This is a genomic window from Microbacterium sp. PRC9 (assembly GCF_031844125.1).
Classification (GTDB): domain Bacteria; phylum Actinomycetota; class Actinomycetes; order Actinomycetales; family Microbacteriaceae; genus Microbacterium.
Map to the genome: position 1 here is coordinate 1 of NZ_JAUZUR010000006.1, position 21,665 is coordinate 21,665.

At 69.0% G+C, this 21,665-nt stretch carries 17 protein-coding genes and 4 tRNA genes; 11 read left to right on the forward strand and 10 right to left on the reverse strand.

The window, feature by feature from the left end:
- From Q9R33_RS13800 to Q9R33_RS13815, 4 genes are all read right to left on the reverse strand, one after another.
- A partial coding sequence (locus Q9R33_RS13800; protein WP_311294145.1) for a 3-hydroxyacyl-CoA dehydrogenase NAD-binding domain-containing protein occupies positions 1–2,118 on the reverse strand: 2,118 nt, incomplete at its 3' end.
- A 6-nt stretch (positions 2,119–2,124) separates the two neighbouring features.
- Positions 2,125–3,330: a thiolase family protein gene (locus Q9R33_RS13805; protein ID WP_311294146.1), complete on the reverse strand. Its 1,206-nt coding sequence runs from the start codon at positions 3,328–3,330 to the stop codon at positions 2,125–2,127.
- Positions 3,331–3,402: 72 nt separating this feature from the next.
- Positions 3,403–4,602 (reverse strand): ribonuclease D, encoded by a 1,200-nt coding sequence (locus Q9R33_RS13810; protein ID WP_056367318.1) that lies wholly within the window; start codon positions 4,600–4,602, stop codon positions 3,403–3,405.
- Entirely contained in the window at positions 4,595–5,185 is a 591-nt protein-coding gene (locus Q9R33_RS13815; RefSeq protein WP_056367317.1) for a DUF3000 domain-containing protein, read from the reverse strand. The genes Q9R33_RS13810 and Q9R33_RS13815 overlap by 8 nt, the downstream gene beginning before the upstream one ends.
- Before the next feature lie 25 nt (positions 5,186–5,210).
- Here Q9R33_RS13815 and Q9R33_RS13820 point away from each other — a divergent pair, with 25 nt between their 5' ends.
- On the forward strand, positions 5,211–6,464 hold the full coding sequence (locus tag Q9R33_RS13820) for an alpha/beta fold hydrolase (RefSeq protein ID WP_311294147.1): 1,254 nt from the start codon (positions 5,211–5,213) through the stop codon (positions 6,462–6,464).
- Positions 6,465–6,479: 15 nt separating this feature from the next.
- On the opposite strand, the gene Q9R33_RS13825 is transcribed toward Q9R33_RS13820, so the two are convergent.
- Positions 6,480–6,920, reverse strand: coding sequence for a SufE family protein (locus tag Q9R33_RS13825; RefSeq protein ID WP_056367315.1), 441 nt, complete (start codon positions 6,918–6,920; stop codon positions 6,480–6,482).
- A gap of 33 nt (positions 6,921–6,953) precedes the next feature.
- The gene (locus tag Q9R33_RS13830; protein WP_056367314.1) at positions 6,954–7,859 is read right to left on the reverse strand and encodes a sulfurtransferase; all 906 of its coding nucleotides are present in this window, start codon (positions 7,857–7,859) and stop codon (positions 6,954–6,956) included.
- 161 nt (positions 7,860–8,020) lie between these two features.
- Here Q9R33_RS13830 and zapE point away from each other — a divergent pair, with 161 nt between their 5' ends.
- The 3 genes from zapE (at position 8,021) to Q9R33_RS13845 (ending at position 11,102) form a co-directional block, all read left to right on the forward strand.
- Complete coding sequence (gene zapE, locus Q9R33_RS13835; RefSeq protein WP_311294148.1) at positions 8,021–9,049, forward strand: cell division protein ZapE; 1,029 nt, start codon at positions 8,021–8,023, stop codon at positions 9,047–9,049.
- A gap of 205 nt (positions 9,050–9,254) precedes the next feature.
- Positions 9,255–10,496 carry an ammonium transporter gene (locus Q9R33_RS13840; RefSeq protein ID WP_310246628.1) on the forward strand — a complete coding sequence of 414 codons (1,242 nt, stop codon included), beginning with the start codon at positions 9,255–9,257 and terminating at the stop codon, positions 10,494–10,496.
- 84 nt (positions 10,497–10,580) lie between these two features.
- Complete coding sequence (locus Q9R33_RS13845; protein WP_082496900.1) at positions 10,581–11,102, forward strand: type II toxin-antitoxin system PemK/MazF family toxin; 522 nt, start codon at positions 10,581–10,583, stop codon at positions 11,100–11,102.
- 42 nt (positions 11,103–11,144) lie between these two features.
- Here the strand turns inward: Q9R33_RS13845 and Q9R33_RS13850 are convergent.
- Positions 11,145–11,220, reverse strand: a tRNA-Val gene (locus Q9R33_RS13850).
- A gap of 156 nt (positions 11,221–11,376) precedes the next feature.
- Here Q9R33_RS13850 and Q9R33_RS13855 point away from each other — a divergent pair.
- The 3 genes from Q9R33_RS13855 to Q9R33_RS13865 all read left to right on the forward strand — a co-directional run bounded on the left by Q9R33_RS13855 (position 11,377) and on the right by Q9R33_RS13865 (position 11,678).
- A tRNA-Gly gene (locus Q9R33_RS13855) sits at positions 11,377–11,449 on the forward strand.
- Positions 11,450–11,505: 56 nt separating this feature from the next.
- A tRNA-Cys gene (locus tag Q9R33_RS13860) sits at positions 11,506–11,579 on the forward strand.
- 24 nt (positions 11,580–11,603) lie between these two features.
- Positions 11,604–11,678, forward strand: a tRNA-Val gene (locus Q9R33_RS13865).
- Between the two features lie 84 nt (positions 11,679–11,762).
- Here Q9R33_RS13865 and Q9R33_RS13870 read toward each other — a convergent pair.
- Both Q9R33_RS13870 and Q9R33_RS13875 read right to left on the reverse strand, forming a co-directional pair.
- Complete coding sequence (locus tag Q9R33_RS13870; RefSeq protein ID WP_311294149.1) at positions 11,763–12,803, reverse strand: alpha/beta fold hydrolase; 1,041 nt, start codon at positions 12,801–12,803, stop codon at positions 11,763–11,765.
- The gene (locus tag Q9R33_RS13875; protein ID WP_311294150.1) at positions 12,800–15,220 is read right to left on the reverse strand and encodes a GMC family oxidoreductase; all 2,421 of its coding nucleotides are present in this window, start codon (positions 15,218–15,220) and stop codon (positions 12,800–12,802) included. Before Q9R33_RS13875 ends, Q9R33_RS13870 begins: the two co-directional genes overlap by 4 nt.
- Before the next feature lie 366 nt (positions 15,221–15,586).
- Between Q9R33_RS13875 and Q9R33_RS13880 the strand changes: the two genes are divergently transcribed.
- From Q9R33_RS13880 to Q9R33_RS13895, 4 genes are read left to right on the forward strand one after another with little or no spacing between them, the layout of a single operon-like run.
- Entirely contained in the window at positions 15,587–17,416 is a 1,830-nt protein-coding gene (locus Q9R33_RS13880) for a peroxidase family protein (protein WP_311294151.1), read from the forward strand.
- Positions 17,417–17,428: 12 nt separating this feature from the next.
- On the forward strand, positions 17,429–17,899 hold the full coding sequence (locus tag Q9R33_RS13885) for a nuclear transport factor 2 family protein (protein WP_056367311.1): 471 nt from the start codon (positions 17,429–17,431) through the stop codon (positions 17,897–17,899).
- Positions 17,900–17,901: 2 nt separating this feature from the next.
- Complete coding sequence (locus Q9R33_RS13890) at positions 17,902–19,245, forward strand: cytochrome P450 (RefSeq protein ID WP_056367310.1); 1,344 nt, start codon at positions 17,902–17,904, stop codon at positions 19,243–19,245.
- A gap of 16 nt (positions 19,246–19,261) precedes the next feature.
- The gene (locus tag Q9R33_RS13895; RefSeq protein WP_311294152.1) at positions 19,262–20,146 is read left to right on the forward strand and encodes an alpha/beta fold hydrolase; all 885 of its coding nucleotides are present in this window, start codon (positions 19,262–19,264) and stop codon (positions 20,144–20,146) included.
- Between the two features lie 41 nt (positions 20,147–20,187).
- On the opposite strand, the gene Q9R33_RS13900 is transcribed toward Q9R33_RS13895, so the two are convergent.
- Positions 20,188–21,645: a hypothetical protein gene (locus Q9R33_RS13900; protein WP_056367308.1), complete on the reverse strand. Its 1,458-nt coding sequence runs from the start codon at positions 21,643–21,645 to the stop codon at positions 20,188–20,190.
- Positions 21,646–21,665 lie beyond the last annotated feature (20 nt).

A 21,665-nucleotide genomic window follows, 5' to 3' on the forward strand; every position in this document is an offset into this window, starting at 1 on the left:
GTGGTGGAAGGTGTCGCCGAACGCACGGTCGGACGCGCCCTCGCGGTCGAGGTAGGGCGACGCCCCGCCGTCGATGAACGGCCAGCCCGCGCCGAGGATGAGGCAGAGGTCGATGTCCTCGACCTCGGGGACCACGCCCTCGTCGAGCATGAGCTTGATCTCCTGCGCGAGGCCGTCCTGCACGCGGCGGAGGATCTCGGCGGCGGGAGCCGGCGACGAGCCCACCGCGGGCCTGAGCGTCTTCTCCGCGGCCTTGGTCCAGCCGGTCACGCGGCCGCCCTTGTCCTTCTCGACGACCTCGGGCAGTTCCGCGAGCGCGTGGAAGTTCTCGTTCGCGTAGAAGCGATCGGGGAAGGCGTGCACCATCGTGTCCTGCACGTGCGCGGCGACCTTCCAGCCGACGAGGTCGATGAGCTGGAACGGTCCCATCGGCAGCCCGAGGGGCGCGAACGCCTTCTCGACGTCGGCGACCGGCGTGCCCTCGTAGACAGCACGCGCGGCCTCGCCCATGACCTTGGCCAGCAGGCGGTTGACGACGAAGCCCGGAGCGTCGGCGGTGAGCACCGCGTTCTTGCCCAGGTTCTTCGCGACGACGAACGCCGTCGACAGGGCAGCGTCGGAGGTGTGCGGCGTCTTCACGATCTCGATGAGCGGCATGACCGCCACCGGGTTGAAGAAGTGGAAGCCGACGAGACGCTCCGGGTGGGCCAGCTTCGCGCCGATCTCCTCGACCGACAGCGACGAGGTGTTCGTCGCGAGGATCGCGTCCTCGGCGATGATCTGCTCGATCTCGCCGAACACCTGCTGCTTCACGCCGACCTCTTCGAAGACGGCCTCGATGACGAAGTCGCAGTCCGCGTAGAGGCTCTTGTCGGTCGTGCCGGTGACCAGGGCACGCAGCTTGTTGGCGGAGTCGCCGTCAAGGCGGCCCTTCGCCTCGAGCTTGCCGATCTCTTCGTGGATGTACGCCACGCCCTTGTCGACGCGCGCCTGGTCGAGGTCGGTGATGAGCACCGGAACCTGCAGCTTGCGCACGAACAGAAGCGCGAACTGGCTCGCCATCAGGCCGGCGCCGATGATGCCGACCTTGGTGACCTTCTTCGCGAGCTCCTTGTCGGGGGCGCCGACCGGACGCTTGGCGCGCTTCTGCACCAGATCGAAGGCATACATGGATGCCGCGAACTGGTCGCCCGTGACGAGCTCGGCGAGAGCCTCGTCCTCGCGTGCGAATCCCTCGGCCTTCGAACCGTTGCGCGCCTTGTCGAGGAGGTCCAGCGCCACGTACGGGGACTTCGGCACGGTGCCGATCTTCGACTCGAGCATGCCGCGGGCCATCTTGATGGCGATCGGCCACTTGGTGAGACGCTCGATCTTGCCCGGCTCGTTCCTGCGGTCGACCTTGATCTTCCCGCCCAGCACGCCGTCGGCCCACGCCAACGAGTCCTCGAGGTAGTTCGCGGCGGGGAAGATCGCGTCGACGATGCCGTAGTCGAACGCCTGCTGCGGCTTCAGCATGCGGTTCTGCTTCAGCGGGTTCGAGATCACGACCTCGAGCGCGTTCTCGATGCCGATGAGGTTCGGGAGCAGATAGGCGCCGCCCCAGCCGGGGATGATGCCGAGGAACACCTCGGGAAGCGCGATCGCGGCGGCGGAGGCATCCACCGTCCGGTAGGTGCTGTTGAGCGCGATCTCGAGACCGCCGCCGAGCGCGAGCCCGTTGACGAAGGCGAACGTGGGCACGCCCAGCTCGGAGAGCTGACCGAACACCTTGTGGCCGAGCTGCGCCACCATGCGGGCGTTGTCCTTCGAGCCGACCTTGCTGATGTCGCTGAGGTCGGCGCCGGCCGCGAGGATGTACTGCTTGCCGGTGATCCCGACGGCCTGGATCTCGCCGGCGGCCGCGCGCGCCTTCAGCGCGTCGAGCGTCTCGCCGAGCTGGAACATCGTGGCGGGTCCCAGCGTGTTCGGGCGCGTGTGGTCGCGTCCGTTGTCGAGGGTGACGAGGGCCAGCACCTTGCCCGAGGCCAGACGGATGTCACGCACCCGCGATTGCGTGATCACCTCGCCCTGGGTCATGGCGAGGATGGGGGAGAAGTCGATGTCGTCGTAGTTGCTCATTCGTGCCTACTTCCGCTTCTTGCCGTCGAAGTGCGGGTTCTCCCAGATGACCGAGCCGCCCTGGCCGAGGCCGACGCACATCGCGGTCAGGCCGTAGCGCACGTCGGGGCGCTCGGCGAACTGGGCCGCGAGCTGGATCATCAGGCGCACGCCGGAGGCCGCGAGCGGGTGGCCGAGCGCGATGGCGCCGCCCCACTGGTTGACGCGGGGGTCGTCGTCGGCGATGCCGAAGTGGTCGAGCAGCGAGATCACCTGGATGGCGAACGCCTCGTTCAGCTCGAACAGGCCGATGTCGTCGATCTTGAGACCGGCCTTCTTCAGGGCCTTCTCGGTCGACGGGATCGGGCCGATGCCCATGATCTCGGGCTGCACGCCCGCGAAGGCGAAAGACACGAGCTTCATCTTCGGCCTGAGGCCCAGCTCCTTGACGGCCCCGCCGCCGGCGAGCAGCGACATCGTCGCACCATCGGTGAGGGGCGACGACGTGCCCGCCGTCACACGGCCGTGCGGGCGGAACGGGGTCTTCAGGCCGGCCAGGTCTTCCATCGTGGTCTGCGGGCGGCGGCCCTCGTCCTCGGTGGCGAGCCCCCAGGACCCGTCGGCGTCCTTGGTGGCGACGGACACGAGGTCGGGCTGGATCTTGCCGGCGTCGTAGGCCGACTGCGCCTTCTGCTGGCTCAGCATGCCGTAGCGGTCCGAGCGCTCCTTGGTGAGGTGCGGGAACCGGTCGAAGATGCGCTCGGCGGTCACGCCCATGTTGAGCGCCCCCGGGTCCACCATCTTCTCGGCGACGAAGCGCGGGTTCGGATCGGCGTTGCCGCCGATCGGGTGGTGTCCCATGTGCTCGACGCCGCCGGCGAGGGCGACGTCGTACATCCCGACGCCGATGGAGCCTGCCATCGTCGTGACGCTGGTCATGGCGCCCGCGCACATGCGGTCGATCGCGAAGCCCGGAACGGTCTGCGGAAGCCCGGCGAGGATCGCGACACTGCGGCCGAGGGTCAGGCCCTGGTCACCGGTCTGGCTGGTCGCGGCGATGGCGACATCGTCGATGCGGTCCCGGGGAACGCCCGGGTTGCGCTCCATGAGCCCGATCGTCGCCTTGACGGCGAGGTCGTCCGCGCGGGTGTTCCAGTACATGCCTTTCTCGCCGGCGCGCCCGAAGGGGGTGCGCATTCCATCGACGAAGAAGACGTCCGAGATCTCGGCCACTCTGCCTCCAAAAGTAGGGATGGCGCCAGCCTAGGAGGGCACGTGGAGCGGCCGGAATCGGGTGGGGGAAACCTACGAAGCCGTTTCCGACGCCGCCGACACGGCTTGCACGGAATCCACAAAGGCATCGGCGATCAACTGTGAGGTCTGCGCAATCTGCCAGGGTCGCGCGCCCAGCGCGGCCAGGGCTTCGCCGATGGATGCCGTCGTCAGCGGCTGCGGGGGAGTCCAGGCGACGCGCCGCAACAGCTCCGGCGTGAGGAGGTTCTCGGTCGGCATGTGGAGCTCCTCCGCCCGCTGCTCCACGACGGGACGTGCCGCCTTGAGACGCGCATCGGCCTCGGGGTTGCGATCGGCCCATGCCCGCGGCGGTGGCAGCGTGTCGCCGCCGGTGGCGCGTTCCAGCGGCAGCTGTGTGACGGCGCGGCCGGCCTCGATCGCCGCCCACCAGCGATCCAGCTGCGAACGGCTCGCACGGCCCGTGAAGTCCTTGACGGCGGCGAGGGCGCTCTTCGACGGGGGATCCGCGAGGACGGCGGCGACCAGAGCGCGGTCGGGGACGAGGCGCCCGGGCGCGACGTCCTCCTGCCTCGCGTACTCCTCGCGGGCGGTCCACAGCTCGCGGGCCACGGCCAGCGCCTTGCGGCCGCGCACCGTGTGCAGGCCCGACAGGCGGCGCCACGGCTCCTCCCGCGGCGGCTTGGGCTCGCGCTCGAGCACGGCGCGGAACTCCTCCGCGGCGAACTCGGTCTTGCCCTGCTCCGCGAGCTCGGCGACCAGCTTGTCGCGCACGTCGACGAGGTGCTCCACGTCGAGCGCCGCGTACTCGAGCCAGGACTGGGGCAGCGGACGCGTCGACCAGTCCGAAGCGGAGTGGGCCTTCGCGAGCGTGATGCCCAGCGTGTCCTCGACGACGGCGCCGAGGCCGACGCGCTCATGACCGAGAAGGCGGGCGGCGAGCTCGGTGTCGAAGATGGAAGCCGGTTCGAGCCCGATCTCCCGCAGCGACGGAAGGTCCTGGCTCGCCGCGTGCAGCACCCACTCCTCGCCGCCGATGGCGTCCTCGAGGGCGCGGAAGTCGCCGATCGGCGGGGGGTCGAAGAGGAACACGCCCGCACCGCGCCGGTACACCTGCACCAGGTACGCCCGCTGGGAGTAGCGGAAACCCGACGCGCGCTCGACGTCGACGGCGACGGGACCCTCCCCGTCTGCCAGGCGCCGCGCGACCTCTCCGACGCGCGCGACCTCGTCGATCACGGCGTATTCAGCCACGTGGCGACCTGTGCGAACCGAGCATCGCGATCCCTTCCGAGCCGGGCGGAAGCCCGGCCAGCATGCAAACCAACTCCGCCCATGCTTCCACGTGCGGGGCGATCGCGCCTTCCGGGGACCAGGATGCGCGCAGTTCTATCTGCGCCCCGTCGCCCTCTGCGGCCAGTGTGCCGAACCCTTTGGAGAGCGTCTTCGTCGCCGTGCCGGAGGCCGAATGGAAGCCGGCTCGTCGTGATTCGAGCGCGTCGGTGAGCCAGGTCCACGCGACGTCAGCGAGCAGCGGGTCGATCCCGATCTCGGGCTCGAGCGGAGCCTGGGCGAAGCACACGATGCGCCACGGCCCGTTCCACGGCGCCGGCTCCTCCGGGTCGTGCAGGAGGACCAGCCGGCCCGTGCCGTACGGCGAGTCGGTGGCGTCGGGTTCAGGACGGACGTCGCCCGCGATGGCGAACGCGTTCGGAGCGAGACCCTGCGGCGCGGCGATCTCGCGGACCGTGAGATCGTCACGGAAGGAGATCGCCCGCACCGCCTCGGCGGCCTGCTCGAAAGAGCCCGGTGCCGCCGGGGGACGCTGCTCAGTCACGCGGACAGACTAGAGTGATGCCTCGATGGTCGCCTCCAGGCGCGCCGCATGGGACGGCGCACGCAGTTACCCGGGAGGGCCGAAGGCTCTCGCTCCTCGCCGCAGGCGCAGGACGCCCGCCCTCGTCGCCGGTGTGAGGGCCGCGCTCACCGTGCTGAGCGTGGCCCTGGCCGCCGTGCTCGGAGCGCTCGCGGCGGGCTCCGTCGTGATGGCGCGAAAGGTCGTGACGCCGGCGCGCCGACAGGCCGACACACGCATCCTGGCGCTCGACACGGCCGCGCAGACGATCACGCTGTCGCGCACGGCCGACACCGAGCTCCCCGGACGCTACGGCCTCTTCACGAGCGGCACGTCCGACTACATCAAGCTCGGGTCGGTGCTCTCGGAGGACGCCTCGAGCGTCAAGCGCAAGCTGCTCACGCACGTCGCCGCCGACGCGAGCCTCGCTCCCGAGGCTGCGTTCAGCGGCTGGTATTACGACCACCCCGAGCAGCTGCACCTGCCTTTCACCCCCGAGCTCATCGGCTCGACGGTGGGGCCGTGCCCGGCGTGGCTGTTCCCGGCGGGCGAGGGCGACACCTGGGTCATCCAGGTGCACGGGCGCGGCACCACGCGCGCCGAGTGCCTGCGGGCGGTGCCGGTGTTCCACGGCCTCGGCATCACATCCCTCGTCGTGTCGTACCGCAACGACGGCGAGGCGCCCCGCAGCCGCAACGGCACGTATGCGCTGGGTGCCACGGAGTGGCGCGACATCGACGCGGCGGTCGGATTCGCACGACGCCGCGGTGCGCGCAGGATCGTCGTCATGGGCTGGTCGATGGGCGGCGCGATCGCGCTGCAGCTCGCCCTCAATTCTGCGCACGGCGACGCCATCGCGGGCCTCATCCTCGAGTCGCCGGTCGTCGACTGGCGGGTCGTGCTCGACTACCAGGCCAAAGCGGAGCGCGTCCCCGGCGCGGTCAGCCGACTCGCGATCGAGGCACTGCAGGCCGAGTGGGCGTCGCCGCTGACCCGCACCGGCGCGGCCATCCGCCTCGATCAGCTCGACGTCGTCGCGCGATCCGCCGAGCTGCGGCATCCGATCCTCATCCTCCACAGCGACGACGACGGATTCGTGCCGTCGGACGCGTCGCACGACCTCGTCGCCGCCCGGCCGGACCTGGTCGAGATGCAGGTGTTCGAGGTCGCGCGGCACACGAAGCTCTGGAACTACGACCAGGAGCGCTGGAGCGCCGGCATCGGCACCTGGCTCGCCGCCCACGGGATCGTCGCGGACTGACGAGCCCTCATCGGTTCAGACCGCCGTCCGGGCGCGCACCTGACGCTGGGCGCGCAGGAGCATCCCCGTCATGCCGGAGATGCGCAGCGGCGACACCACTCGGGTCAGTCCCAGCGTCTGGGGGAAGTCGCCGGGCACCGCGAGCACCTCGGCGGCGGTGAGGCCGGTGAGACCCTGCGCCAGGATGCTGGCGAAGCCGCGGGTCGTCGGTGCCTCCGGCGGAGCGGTCGCGTGCATCGCGACGGTCCCGTCGGCATCGACGTCGACGACGATGAAGACCGGGGACTGGCACTCGACCACCCGCTCGTACAGCTCGGGGTGACCCTCGTACTCCTCAGGCACCGGCGGCAGCTCGTAGGAGTACTCCAGCAGCAGCTGCAGTCGGTCGGGCTCGGGCAGCTCGAGGAACTCGTCACGGATCTCGGCGAGTCGGTCGGGCAGGGCGGTGTCGGTCATCCCCACCATTTTCCCACGGGTGGATGCTGCCGCTCAGCGTGCGGGCGCTTCGCCCGGCTCAGCACCCGCCACGATCGGCACGCGCACGGCGCTGCCCCACTCGGTCCACGAGCCGTCGTAGTTGCGGACGTCCTCGAAGCCGAGGAGGTGCTTCAGCACGAACCACGTGTGGCTCGACCGCTCGCCGATGCGGCAGTACGCGACGATCGCGTCGCCGTCCTCGAGCCCGACCTCACCGCGGTAGATCGCGTCCAGCTCCGCGCGGGGCTTGAAGCCGCCGTCGTCGGCGACCGCGCGCGCCCACGGCACGCTCTGCGCCGACGGGATATGCCCGCCGCGCAGGGCACCTTCCTCGGGGTACGCCGGCGCCGAGGTGCGGGAGCCGTCGTACTCCTCGGGGGAGCGGACGTCGATGAGCGGGCCGTTGCCGAGGTGCGCGAGCACGTCGTCCTTGTAGGCCCGCAGCACGGAGTCGTCGCGCTCGACGACCGGGTAGTCGGTCGGCGCGGGGGTCGAGGCATCCGTCGTGATCGGCCGCCCCTCGGCGATCCACTTGTCGCGTCCGCCGTCCAGGAGGCGCACGTCCTGGTGTCCGAACAGCGAGAACACCCACAGCGCGTAGGCGGCCCACCAGTTGTTCTTGTCGCCGTAGATGACGACGGTGTCGTCGCGCGAGATGCCCTTGCGGCTGAGGAGTTCCGCGAACCCCTCGCCGTCGACGTAGTCGCGCACGACAGGGTCGTTGAGCTCGGTGTGCCAGTCCACCTTGACCGCGCCGGGGATGTGCCCGGTCTCGTACAGCAGCACGTCCTCGTCGGATTCCACCACGACCAGACCCGCCTCGCCGAGGTGTTCCTGGAGCCAGTCGCCCGTCACGAGGCGCCCCGGCGCGGAGTACTCGGCGAACTTCTCGGACGACGTGTCGGTCTCGACGGTCATGGCATCTCCTGGATCGGGGCATGGGCCCGGGCCGCCGTCATCCCGCGTCAAGCGAGGACGGGCGCGCACGGCTGACGGTTAGGGTTGAACCGTCGCCTCCGACCCTAGATTCCCGGGCGGGGCAGCACAGCCCCTCCGTAAGACTCCGACACAGGATCCGCATGACCGTCTCCACCACACGCACCGGCGTCGTCCACCTCGCGGAGCGCGCTCCGCAGCTCGCCGGCGCCGAGATGGTCGCCGCGCTCATCCCGCCGCCCCAGTTCGCCGACGCGACCTTCGACACGTACCGCGCCGACCCCGCCTATCCGTCGCAGCAGGACGCGAAGGATCTGCTCCAGGCCTTCTCTGGTGCCGCCGCGCCGGTCAAGGGCGGCCTGTTCCGGCGCGCGAAGCGCCCGGAGCTGAAGCCCGGCGTCTACCTCGACGGCGGATTCGGCGTCGGCAAGACCCACCTGCTCGCGTCGGTGTACCACGCGATGCCCGCCCGCCGGAAGTACTTCGGATCCTTCATCGAGTACACGGCGCTCGTCGGCGCGCTCGGCTACCAGAACACCGTCGAGCTCTTCCGGGGCGCCGACCTGCTCTGCATCGACGAGTTCGAACTGGACGACCCGGGCGACACGATGGTCATGACACGTCTGCTGGCCGAGCTCGTGGCCTCGGGGACGCGGCTGGCCGCGACATCCAACACGCCTCCCAATGCGCTCGGCGAGGGGCGCTTCGCCGCGCAGGACTTCCTCCGCGAGATCCACGCGATGGCGTCGAGCTTCCAGACGATCCGCATCGACGGCACCGACTTCCGTCACCGCGCGGTCGACGGGCACGCCGTCGTGCTCGAGGAGCCGCAGTACGAGGCGGCGATCGCAGCTGCCGCGGCGGCCGGCCTCGCGTCGGACGACAGGTTCGACGCGCTCGTCGCCCACCTCGCGCACGTGCACCCGTCCCGGTACATCCGCCTGATCGAGGATCTGTCGCTGGTGGGACTGCGCGACGTGGCGCCGTTCACGGATCAGTCGGCGGCCCTGCGGTTCGTCGCCTTCATCGACCGCGTCTACGACGCCCAGCTGCCCATCCGCGCGACGGGCTCGTCGCTCGACCTCGTCTTCCCCGACGAGATGCTCGCCGGGGGATATCGCAAGAAGTACCTCCGCGCCGTCTCGCGCCTGGTGGCGTCGACCCTCGCGTGATGCACAGGGTCGAGCCGGAGCCTCTTCGCGGCTGGCTCTCGCCCCGCCGAAATCTGATGTTTACATCACAGGGGTCGACGTAACGATCGCGAAACACGGTACGCACGGCGTGTGAAACCGGCCCTCGCAAAACTGTGGTCAGCACAAGGCGGACACCCGTGACGCCTCGTGGAAATGTCACTGACCCGATGCGAGGTATCACCCCATGGACGCACCCGGCAACATCGCCTGGGCGGTCACCGCAACCGCTCTAGTCCTCCTTATGACGCCCGGCGTGGCGTTCTTCTACGGCGGTCTCGTCAAGGCCAAGTCCGTCGTCAGCATGATGATGATGAGCTTCGGCGCGCTGGGCCTCGTCGGCGTGCTCTGGATCCTCTACGGCGCCAACATGAGCGTCGTCGACGGCACCTGGAGCTTCGCCGGCAACCCCTTCAGCGATTTCGGGCTCTCGAGCCTCTCGTCGGGTGAGGGCGCGAACGTCGGCCTGCTCGGCACCGCCTACGGCGCGACCTTCGCGATCATCACTGTCGCGCTGATCTCGGGCGCGATCGCCGACCGCGCCAAGTTCGGCGCGTGGATGATCTTCGCGGGCCTGTTCGCCACTCTCGTCTACTTCCCGGTCGCGGCCTGGGTGTGGGGTGGCGGCTGGATCTACAACCTCGGCACGACCATGTTCGGCGAGGAGAGCGGCGTGGCCGTCATCGACTACGCCGGTGGTACCGCGGTGCACATCAACGCGGGTGCTGCGGCCCTCGCGCTCGCCCTGGTTCTCGGCAAGCGCATCGGCTTCCAGAAGGGCATCCTCAAGCCCCACAACGTGCCGCTGACCCTCCTCGGCGCCGCGTTGCTGTGGTTCGGCTGGTTCGGCTTCAACGGCGGCGCGGAGTGGCTGTCGGAGGACATGGGCAACGTCGGCCTCATCACGATCAACACCCTGGGTGCGACCGCCGCGGCCGTCATCGGCTGGATCGTCGTCGAGAAGTTCAAGGACGGCAAGCCGACGTCGGTGGGAGCAGCCTCGGGTGCGGTGGCCGGTCTCGTCGCGATCACCCCCGCGTGTGCCAACCTGACCCCGGGCTGGGCGCTCCTGCTCGGCGTGCTCGTCGGCGCGATCTGCGCCCTGGCCATCGAGCTCAAGTTCAAGCTCGGCTTCGACGACTCGCTCGACGTGGTCGGCATCCACCTGGTCGGCGGTCTCTTCGGAACGATCTACCTCGGCTTCTTCGCGACCGAGACCGGCCTCTTCCTCGGTGGCGGTCCCGACCAGCTGATCGTCCAGGTGATCGCCGCCGTCGGCGTCCTGCTCTACTCGTTCATCGTCGCCTTCGTCATCGGCTTCATCATCGAGAAGACGATCGGCTTCCGCGTCAAGAACGAGGACGAGCTGGCCGGCGTCGACACCGTCGTGCACGGCGAGGAGGGCTACCTCCTGGACGAGCGCGTCTGATCCTGACGGATCCCCCGGATCCGAGGGCGCCGTGGCAACGCCACGGCGCCCTCGCCGTGTCCGGGCGTTGGCTAGGGTGACGATGTGACACAGCGAAGCGGGCTGCGAGGCATCCTGAGCGCCATCTTCCGGCCCCGCAGGACGACGGTGCCGTCGAGGACCGCGCCGGCGCCTGAGGGCGGCCGCAGCGGACCGACGGCGACCGTGGAGGTCGCGCCTCCCGGCAGGGGAGCGCTGCGAATCGCCTACGCCCCCGATCACGACGGCGACCCGGATGCCGGCGAGGTCATCTGGACCTGGGTGCCGTACGCCGAGAACGACGGCCGCGGAAAGGACCGACCGCTCCTCGTGATCGCGCGCCAGAGCGCCGACCGCGTCTACGCCGTACGCCTCACCAGCAAGCCCCACGACGGCGACCGGGACTTCCTCGCGCTGGGCACGGGGGACTGGGACGCGCAGGGCCGGCCGTCGTGGATCGACATCGAGCAGCTCTACAGCGTGCATCGCGACGGCATGCGGCGCGAGGCATCCGCTCTCGATCTGAACCGGTTCGTGCGTGTGGCCGACGCCCTCCATCGCCGCTACGGCTGGGACGTCGGCAACTGACGCAAGAAGACCCGATCACTTTCGTGACCGGGTCTTCTGTGGTGGTGGGCGATACCAGACTCGAACTGATGACCTCTTCCGTGTGAAGGAAGCGCGCTACCAACTGCGCCAATCGCCCGTTCCCCGGAGGGGGACGAGTAACAACCTTACCGGATGGCGGAGCCTGCCTCGAACCACATCGGCGAGACACGCGCGGGGTGCACTCGGTTTTGCAGGACGCTCAGGATCGGTTAGAGTCTTTCAAGTGCCCGGGTGAACAAGCCGGAAACAAAATGCGGATGTAGCGCAGTTGGTAGCGCATCACCTTGCCAAGGTGAGGGTCGCGAGTTCGAGTCTCGTCATCCGCTCGAGTGCAGGGATCTCTTTACGAGGAGGTCACGGCACGTGGGGTCAAACCACACGCGGTGGCGTGGCCGAGCGGCTAGGCACCGGCCTGCAAAGCCGTTTACACGGGTTCGAATCCCGTCGCCACCTCCACTCGAATTGAATAGCCCTTCACGGGCGCGATTGGCGCAGCGGTAGCGCGCTTCCCTGACACGGAAGAGGTCACTGGTTCGATCCCAGTATCGCGCACCACCTGAAACCCCCGCCTCGGCGGGGGTTTCGCCGTTCACGGCGGATCACCGCACGGCTTCAGGCTACGCGGACGGGCCGCACGGATCACGCGTTCAGCTCGGCGAGGACCCGCGGGTACACGTCGATGTGCGCACGCGCGCCCAGGAAGACGTCGGCGTGGCCGTATCCGCGGAGGACGGTGAGCGAGTGCCGGCCAGGCTGATGCCGCTCGAGGTAGGCGTGGGTCTTCCTCTGGCTCTCGGGAAGGAAGGCGCGATTGTCCGCTCCCGTGAACAGCGCGAAACGGGCTTGCGTCCGGGGAGCCGTGGCAGTGAATGTGACGGGGAGTCCGCCCTTGGCGCGGATCGGCACGATCTGCCCCGCGCGATCGGAGGCCGCGAGCTGCGCGTAGAAGCTCATGGGCACGCGGCCGAATTCGGTGGCGACCCAGTCGTGCGTCGCGGCATCCAGATTCGCGTGCCGCCACAGCGCCGGATGCCCCGATCCGAGTGCGAAGCTCGCCATGTTGCAGCTCGCGTTGCCGCATTCGGCGTGCCACAGGCGCACGGCGTTGCGGGTCACCCGGGGAAGAGCACCCTCGGGTCCGTCGCGCCAGGGGACGTCCACGTACGACTGCGTCCGCTGAACGAGGGGGCGCAGCGCATGCAGCTTCACCCGCGCGAAGGTCGGCATGACCGGATGCAGCGAGACGCCGTTCGACACGATCACGTCGACCTCGGGTACGAGCCCGCTGACCGCCGCCATGCTGAGCGCGGTCGATCCCTGGCAGTGTGCCACCGCCCGCAGCGACGATGCGCCCGTCTGCGCGAGCACGTAGCGGACCGCGGAGGGAACGTCGTGCAGCGCGACATCGTCGAGCGTCCACGGCCGCGGGTCGAGATCGGTCGAGCCGCGCCAGTTGAGCATCCACACGTCCCAGCCGTCGTCGAGGAGCACGTCGACGAGCGTGCGGGCGACCGGAGGGCGGAACGACTCGGCGCGCATCGCGACGCCGTGCAGCAGCAGCACCGGCCCTTTCGTGGGCTCGGTGTCGGTGCGCACCCTGATGAGGGTGATCGCTGCACCGTCGCCCGCGTCGATGAAGTGCACCTCGTCGTGATGCCGGAAACGCGCTGTCGCCCTCACGATCCGTCCTCCGGCGACGGCGCCGACGAGACCGCAGCCGGAACGGTGCCCGGTGCGGGCGGTCCCGGGCGCAGGTACACGTCCTTCATCGAACCCGCGAAGAACGCCCCGAAGCGTGCGATCGAACCGAGCGGACCCGACCCCGACCCGCGGAAGGTCGTCAGCTGACGGGCGAAATCGAGCGGCAGGATGCGCAGGATGCCGGCGCCGATCACGTCCGCCGGAGCGTCCTGCGCGCCGTTCTCGCCCGGCGGGACGTGCCCGCGCATGAGGGTGATGTACAGCGTGGAGGTGTCGGTCCACATGTCGAACCCGCGGTCGTTGCGGACCGTCTTGAAGCCGTACATCGTGAGCGGCTGGCCGGACAGGTCGCTGAACCAGAGCCGGTAGCGCATCTCGCGGGTGAGGGCGGCGTCTGCTGTGACGAACAGGTTGGCCCATCCGCGCTGCACGGGCAGCCGCCCGCCGAGCAGGTCGCAGTCGACGTACCCTTCGGCGATCGCGGTGTGATCCTCACCGGCGGCGAAGCGCTCGACATCCGGTGCGGTGATCGTGAGCTGGAACATGAATCGCTGTGCGAGCTGGCGTCCGAGCTCCCAGCCTGCGAGCGGATCGGTCTCGCCCAGGGCCAGGTGGCCTTTCATCTTCTCGGTGAACTCCATGCCGCGGCCGGCGACCGGGTCCGCGGGCGCATCGACGACGGGGACGGGGGCCGAGTCCGCCGCGGCGCGCCGTCGCCGGGGCTTCGGCTTCTCGAGCGCGTGCTCGAGAGCGCGGTCGGCCATCGCGGCGATCGTGAGCGAGGGGTTGGGTCCGACGGGGCCGGGCACGGCGGAGCCGTCCACGACGAACAGCCCGGCGTGGCCGAACGATTCGCCCCAGCTGTCGACGACGCCCTCCTGGGGAGCGCGGCCCATCGGCGTGCCGCCCAGCGGGTGGACGGTCACGACGCGTTTGGTCCACCAGAGCGGGTTGTCGCGGAACTTGCCGCCGAGCGACTCGGTGATGCCCTGCATGGTCTCACGCATGGCATCGAAGTACGCCTTGCTGGTCGCGGTCGTCCACTCGACGTCGATCTCGCCGTCGACGAGGGTGATGCGTCCGTCGGGGGTATCGCGGCCCATGCCGAGCAGGGGGAGAGAGCTGGAGGTCAGCCGCCCCTGACCGACGAGCTTGGCCACCTCGGCGGAGATGGTGGACTCGTTCTTGTTCGTCAGCCGATGCGCGAGCATCTGCGAGACGACGCCGGCAGCGCGGCGCATCGACGCCGTGACCTGGGCCGTCTCGACCAGCCAGCTGGTGAACTCGGGGAAGCCGGCCTCCTGCACGTAGTACCCGCGGCCCTGTCCTTCCTCGTCCAGCCCATCCGGCTTGCGGATCGCGGTCGTGATGACCGGCCCGTACGCCGGGTCGATCATCCTCGTGTGCCCGGCCTCGGTCGTGGACTGCGCGCCGAAGCAGAAGGTGAGCAGGTCGCCGTTGCCGCTGAAGCGCGTTCCCAGCGCGCGTCCGAGGGCGGGCAGCGCCACTCTGTTGCGCAGCAGCAGCGCGGTGGTGCCGAACGTGCCCGCGCCGAGGAACAGCTGGTCGCATGTGATGCGCAGATGCGTGCGCTCGTGACGGCCGCTCGCGTCGGGCTCGCCGTACCTCACGTAGCGCACTTCGTACCCGCCGCCGTCCCGCGGCGTGACGCCGTAGACCTCGCACAGGGTGCGCAGCTCCGCGCCGTGCGCGGCCGCGGCGGAGAGGTAGTTGTGGTCGAGCGTGTTCTTCGACCCTTCGTTGCAGCCGATGTCGCACTCGCCGCACAGCCGGCACGTCAATCGCGTCGCGTTGTGCAGGTTGCCGTACGAGGGGACATCGATCACCTGCTTCGGGATCGCCTCGGCTCCGGGCCGCGACGAGAACGACACGGCGAGCGGGGGAGAGAACGCCTGCAGCCCCAGGGTCGCGGCGGCGTCGCGCAGCGCCCGCGCCTTGGGGAGATCGGGATACGGGTTGGGCACCGGCGTCATCATCGCCTCGACGGCGTCGTAGTGCCGGTCGAGGTCGTTGCGGCCGATCGGCCAGTGCTCGTACCCGCCGCCGGGAAGCGGTGAATCGTGGACGAACCAGCGCTCGTCCTTGCGCAGGAGCACGTTGGCGTAGATGAGGGACCCGCCGCCGAGGCCGGCTGACACGATGCCCTCGAGCTTGCGGAAGGACCGCACATCGAAGAGGCCGAGCAGTTCGTCCTTCGGCTCCCAGAACGCCCGGCTCATCTCGTACGGATTGCGCGCGAAGCTCCCCGGCGGATAGGCGCGTCCCCGTTCGAGCAGCACGACGGAGCGGCCCGCTTCGGCCAGTCGGTAGGCGCTGACCGATGCCCCGAATCCGGAGCCCACCACCACCGCGTCGACGTGTTCGGCCGCGGGCATGTCAGTCCACCTCCGCACGGAGCTCGGCGTGCCACTGGTCGTTCTCGTCTTGCGTACGGATCATCGACTCCCTCTCTGCGGGGCTCGGCGACACACTCGGTGGAGACGGTCGTACACCGGAGGAGTCCCGCGCGCCGCAGAAGATACGTCGCCCCGGAACCACCCTCTCGGCACTCAAACTAGTGATCCCCACGGCGGCGCCGCAACGGATGCCTCACCCCCGAGTCGCGGTGCGGAACCGGACTTCCCAAACATCTGGGCGGCGCATGTACGAAGGATGGCCGGTGCGTGCTCTCTTCACTATGATTCGGGCAGATCCACGGACCTGCCCTCCCGCGTTCACCACCGGCTACGAGGAGACCCAAGGTGCTCAGACGCTTCTACGCAAGGATCAATCGCACGAGGCCGTGGTATCGGCTTCCCTTCCTTCTGGGCCTGCTCAACCTGATCGCGCTGCGCGACGAGCTGCGGGAGGACAACCTCGTCGACACCTGCACGCCGGGCGGCGCCGGCCGTGCACCGGGCGTCACGCCGGCGACGGCCGGCGAGGAGCGACGGCGATTCCGCACCGCCGACGGCTCGTTCAACGATCTGAGCGATCCCGACATGGGCAAGACGGGCACGCGGTTCGCACGCAACGTGCCGCTGGCGCACGCCTGGCCCGCCGAGGGCGACGAGCTCATGACGCCGAACCCGCGGGAGGTGAGCCGGAAGCTGATGCGTCGCGAGACGTTCACCCCGGCGACCTCGATCAACCTCCTCGCCGCCGCATGGATCCAGTTCCAGACGCACGACTGGTTCGCGCACGGCAGGGAACCGGCCGACGTCATCGAGATCGACCTCGCCGACGGCGACGACTGGTTCGAGCAGCCGATGCGCATCCCGCGCACGAAGGCGGACGACACCCGCACGGACGCCGACCGCGACCTGCCTCCGACGTTCATCAACAACAACTCGCACTGGTGGGACGCCTCGTCGATCTACGGCAGCACTCCCGAGCGGCGCGAGCAGGTGCGCAGCCACGTGGACGGAAAGCTCGTCCTCAAGGACGGGAATCTGCCGCTCGACCCCGCCACCGGAGTTGCGCTCACCGGATTCAGCGAGAACTGGTGGGTGGGCCTCGGGCTCCTGCACACGCTGTTCACCCTGGAGCACAACGCGATCTGCGATCGGCTGAAGAAGGACTACCCGGGCATGACCGAGGACGAACTCTTCGGCACCGCGCAGCTGGTGGTCTCAGCGCTCCTCGCCAAGATCCACACGGTGGAGTGGACGCCCGCGATCATCGCGCACCCCGTGCTCAAGGTCGCCATGCGCGCGAATTGGTGGGGGCTCGCGGAGGAGAAGCTCCACCGCATGTTCGGCCGCCTGAGCAAGAGCGACGTCATCAGCGGCATCCCGGGATCCGGGTTCGACCACCACGGTTCGCCGTATCAGCTGACCGAGGAGTTCGCGGCGGTGTACCGTCTCCACCCGCTTCTGCCCGACACCCTCGAGGTCCACTCGCTCGACGACGGCTCGCTGGTGGACAGCATGGAGTTCCAGGAGATCATCCTGCTCAACGCCCACCGCGTGCTCACCTCGGGCGCGAAGGTCCAGGACCTCTGGTACTCCTTCGGGGTGCAGCATCCGGGGGCCGTCCAGCTGCACAACTTCCCGCGCTGGATGCAGGACATCACGCTGCCCGACGGGCTGCGCCTCGACCTCGCCGCCCTCGACGTCATGCGCGATCGCGAACGCGGCGTCCCGCGGTACAACGAGTTCCGCCGCCAGCTGCACCTGAAGCCCGCCGCGACGTTCGATGAGCTCACCGACAACCCGACGTGGGCTCGGGAACTCGAGGACATGTACGGCGACGTCGAGAAGGTCGATCTGCAGGTGGGCATGCACGCCGAGACGCCTCCGCCGGGATTCGGCTTCAGCGACACCGCGTTCCGCGTGTTCATCCTCATGGCCAGCCGCCGGCTCAAGAGCGACCGGTTCATCACCGACTGCTACACCGAGGAGTACTACACGAAGACCGGCATGCAGTGGGTCGCCGACAACACGATGGCCTCGGTGCTCCTTCGCCACTACCCGCAGCTCGCGCCGTCGCTCGAGGGCGTGAAGAACGCATTCGCCCCGTGGAACGTCGTCGGCCCCGCGACCGCAGACGCCACCAGCACAGCATCGGCCGCGGCGAGCGCCGCGGGATAGGGAGGGAGCGTCATGACGATCACCGAGACGGACCGCGAAGCGCGGTTCAACCTGATCCGCACCTACTGGGACGTGCTCATGGCCGCGGACATGGTCGCCTTCCGCGACCTGCTCGCCCCCGATGCGGTCATCCACTACCCGGGCCAGAACCACATGTCGGGCGACTACACGACGACCGACGACATCGTCGGTCTGTACACCCGGCTCACCCAGTTCATCAAGGACGGGATGTTCGTGGGCGAGGTCCTGGACATCACCGCGGGCGAGACCTTCACGACCGTCATCCTGAAATACGAGATCCGGATGCCGATCAAGACGCTCCACGGCCGCGCCACGGGCATCTTCATCCTCGACGAGAACCACCGGATCAAGGAGTACTGGCTTCACGAGTGGAACCAGCAGATGATCAACTGGGTCTTCCGCTCGTCGCGCTGGTTCGGATGGACGATGAAGCTGCTTCCCAAGAAGAAGACGACGAAGTGACGATGGCGAAATCGAAGACGAACCAGAAGCCGCTCCCGCCCGGACGATTCGGGCTGCCCTGGCTGGGCGAGACCCTGTCGATCCTCCGCAACAACCACGAGTTCTACAAGGAACGCCTCGACAAGTACGGCCCGATCTTCAAGACGCGGCTGTTCGGCAACAGCTTCGTGGTCTTCTCCGGTCACGAGGCGTTCCACACCTTCGCGATCGACGAGCGCATCGTGCGCGGCGACGCCGACCCGATCTCGGCGGAGCAGATCTTCATGAGCTCGCTCGCGCTGATCGACGGCGTGGAGCATCACACGCGCAAGGCGGTCATGCTGCGAGCGGTCGGCTTCCGATCGGCGATCGCGTCGTATCTGCCGACGATGCAGGAGCTGCTCGAACGCTCGATCGACCCGTGGCTCGCCCGCGGCACCGCTCACGACCTGCGCGCCGATCTGCAGCGCTTCGCAGCCCGCCTCACCGGCGCGCTCTACACCGGCGACCGCAGTGAGGAGCACGCGGCCGAGCTCGATCGGCACCTTGCGAACATGCGCGACGCGTTCATGACGCTGCCCGTGCCGATCCCCGGCACCAAGTACGGCAAGGCGATCGCCGGCCGCAAGCGCATGGACGAGATCGTCGGCGAGGCGCTCGCCACGCACCAGCAGGGCGGCTACGACGACATCGTGTCGCGGATGATCGCCGCGGCGAACGACGCCGACGTCCCGGTCGACGCGCTGCGCGGCGACATCCGTCACCTCATCTTCGCGGGGCAGGGCGGCTACTTCGTGCCGCTCACCCTCACCACGATGATCGTCGGCCAGCACCCCGACATCATGGAGCGCGCCCGCGCCGAGGTCCTCGCCGTGTCGCCCGAAGGCCCCGTCACGATGGAGCAGATCGAGCAGATGGAGTACCTCGAGCAGATCTCGAAAGAGGTGCGCCGGTATTTCGCGATGAACTCTGCGACCTTCTTCGGCCGCGTCCAGGCCGACATGGAGGTGGGCGGCTACCGCATCCCCAAGGGCTGGGGGGCGATGGGCGGCATCCACATCAACATGCGCAACCCCGACGTCTTCCCCGATCCGGATCGCTTCGACCCTGATCGCTTCGAGGCGAAGCACGAGGCGGCACTCCCTCCGGGAAGCTACGTCCCGCACGGCGACGGCCAGAGCACTCACCACCGATGCCCGGGCGAGAACATCGTGACGGTCGCGGTCAAAATGTACCTGACGCTGCTGCTGCGCAGGGCCGAGTGGTCGATCCCCGAACAGGACCTCAGCCTCACGAACGAGCTTTTCCCGCTGCCCGCGAGCGGCCTGCGGGTGGAGTTCCGTCAGCATGTCCCGGTCGCGCTCTGACGGCGATGCCGTGCCGATGACCGGGGAGCGCGGCATCCGGAAGCTGTTCCGCCTGACGAAGCTCATGGTCTACGGCGACCGGCAGCCGATCACCCGGACTCCCGCCGAGCACGGCCTCGCTTTCGAGGACGTCGGCTTCGCCGCCACCGACGGTGTCGAGCTGAAAGCCTGGTGCGTGCCCTCCGGCGCCGAGCGCGGCCCCGCGGTGGTCGTCGTGCCCGGCTGGCTCTGGAACCGCGCGGGCAACACTGCCGGCCGCGTGCCGTTCGTCGACCGTGACGTGGACTTCCTGCCGGCCACGAAGGCACTTCACGACGCCGGGTTCCATGTGCTGCTGCTCGACCTCTCGAACCATGGCGCAAGCGGCAAGCGCCCGCCCCTCACGATGGGCCGGTGGGAGGCCCGCGACTTCCAGGGCGCCGTGGCCTACCTGCGAGCACGGAAGGACGTCGACCCCGACCGCATCAGTGCGCTCGGCACGTCGGCGGGCGCGAACACGGTGATGTACGCGATCCCGGACAGCCCGCCGGTGAAAGCGCTGCTCGCGGTCCAGCCCACGCGCCTGCCCGTGTTCAACCGCAACTTCGCCCGAGAGGTGCTCGGCCCGCTGGGCCCCGCGGCGGCGCGCAGCACGGATCTCCTCTACGTCCTGCTCCGAGCGCCCCTTCCGAGCCGTCACAACCCCGCGGACGTCGCCCCTCTCCTCGGGGCCACCGTCGTCCAGTACGTGCAGGGAACCGGTGACCCCTGGGGCGACATGGCGATCGTCGAGGAGTTCTCGTCGCTCACACCGCGCTCGCTCGGAGTGCTCGCCTATCCGTCCACCGGACGCTACGAGGGCTACCAGTACGTGAGCAACGAAGCCGCCGCCGTCGCGGCGTTCTTCGCGGCGAACGGATGACGGCAGAGCGGATGCCGACAGCCCGGCATCCGCTCCCCGTCTCAGCGGTGCCAGAGACCGTCGTGGGCCGCCTGGCGGGTGTACTGTCGCGGGTCGAAGAAGCGGTCGTAGTACTCCATCTCGAGATGCGAGAACTGCAGCCACATGCCGGGCGTGTAGAAGGCGTCCACGTGCGCGGGGAAGCGTCCGTAGGTGTCCCAGATGTAGTTGCAGATCTCCTTCGTGTACGCGATCTCGTCGGGCCCGAACCGCGTCCCCTTCTCGAGGAACGCGCGCGCGTCGTCGGAGTTGCGGTAGGGGCTCGAGAAGACCTTCTCGTTGCCGTACGCCGGCCCGGTGGCGCTGTACTTGGACTCGACCACGCGGTCGACGGCCTCGTCCATCGACGACACGTACGGGGGAGTGAGGCCTTCGAGGATGCCGTCGATCCCGACCGGGTTGGCCTGAGACGCCGGCACCGGTGGCCACTTGTGGTGCTTCTTCGGCTCCTCGAGCCGGAACCCGAGCCCGTGCCACCCTTTGGCGTCGTCCTGCTGCCAGATGTACGGCGGGAACACGGAGCCGTGGATCCACCCGCCCAGCCCCATCGACTGGCCCAGCAGCATCAGGTTCTGGAAGTAGAAGAAGGACTCGTAGTCGGTGCGCAGCGCTCCGCCGAAGCCGAGGGGTGCCTGACTCGCCTTGTTGACGTAGCCGCTGCGCACGCGGTCCAGCCCGCCGATCGGGTGGTAGGGGATCTTGGGGCCGATCCCGAGGCCGCTGCCGATCTTGGCGATCCATTCCACTGCGTTCTTCGGGTGGAAGGTGCGCCAGTCGTCGAGGAACAGCGGACGCATGCCTCCGGGCTCGGTGAGCAGGATGATGATCGCGTTGATGTACTGCCACGTGCAGTCGACGACCGGGAAGAAGATCGTCGTCCCGGGGGCGTTGGACGCCTGGTTGTTCCAGCCGAGGTAGTAAGGCCACTCGCGCGGGAAGTCCAGTCGGCGGTCCGACACGCGGACCAGGCACTCATCGGCCGCGCCGATCCAGTCGGCTTCGCTCCAGTCGCCCCACCTCGGCGGCAGATCCTTGAGGAGCTCGAGGGCGCGCTCGCCGCGGGGCGCGCGGAGCAGGAAGATGCCGTCGTCGTTGATCATGAAGAAGTGCGTGGCCTGCGCGTTGTCGGCGCTGCTGCCGGTGCGGGCCATGATGTTCAGGAACGGCGTGCCCAGCTCGTCGAGCCCGTTGTTCTCGACGAGTGGGCCGTCGTGGGTCGTGATGCCGGTGATCCCCGTCACGCACGTGATGAGGATCGCCTCCTCGAGCTTGCTCAGCGGCGCGGGAGCGTTGTGGCTCTCGTGGCTGAGTGGGCCGGCGTTGACCGAGAAGCCCCTCGGGATGCGCCTCGTGCGCCGTTCGGTCAGCGCGGAGAGGAACGGGTATGCGGCGAGGTCGGCGAGCGCCGGGTGGGTCGCGGAAGCCGTGGCCTCGGCCGGGGACGGGTCGATCGATGTCATGGCGCTCTCCTCGTTCTCGT

Excerpts from the sequence above, each read along its gene's own strand:
- Q9R33_RS13840 (WP_310246628.1), top strand. The coding sequence starts at position 9,255 with ATGGACGCACCCGGCAACATCGCCTGGGCGGTCACCGCAACCGCTCTA.
- Q9R33_RS13820 (WP_311294147.1), top strand. The coding sequence starts at position 5,211 with ATGGTCGCCTCCAGGCGCGCCGCATGGGACGGCGCACGCAGTTACCCG.
- Q9R33_RS13900 (WP_056367308.1), bottom strand. The coding sequence starts at position 21,645 with ATGACATCGATCGACCCGTCCCCGGCCGAGGCCACGGCTTCCGCGACC.
- Q9R33_RS13895 (WP_311294152.1), top strand. The coding sequence starts at position 19,262 with ATGACCGGGGAGCGCGGCATCCGGAAGCTGTTCCGCCTGACGAAGCTC.
- zapE (WP_311294148.1), top strand. The coding sequence starts at position 8,021 with ATGACCGTCTCCACCACACGCACCGGCGTCGTCCACCTCGCGGAGCGC.
- Q9R33_RS13875 (WP_311294150.1), bottom strand. The coding sequence starts at position 15,220 with ATGCCCGCGGCCGAACACGTCGACGCGGTGGTGGTGGGCTCCGGATTC.
- Q9R33_RS13885 (WP_056367311.1), top strand. The coding sequence starts at position 17,429 with ATGACGATCACCGAGACGGACCGCGAAGCGCGGTTCAACCTGATCCGC.
- Q9R33_RS13830 (WP_056367314.1), bottom strand. The coding sequence starts at position 7,859 with ATGACCGTCGAGACCGACACGTCGTCCGAGAAGTTCGCCGAGTACTCC.
- Q9R33_RS13825 (WP_056367315.1), bottom strand. The coding sequence starts at position 6,920 with ATGACCGACACCGCCCTGCCCGACCGACTCGCCGAGATCCGTGACGAG.
- Q9R33_RS13890 (WP_056367310.1), top strand. The coding sequence starts at position 17,902 with ATGGCGAAATCGAAGACGAACCAGAAGCCGCTCCCGCCCGGACGATTC.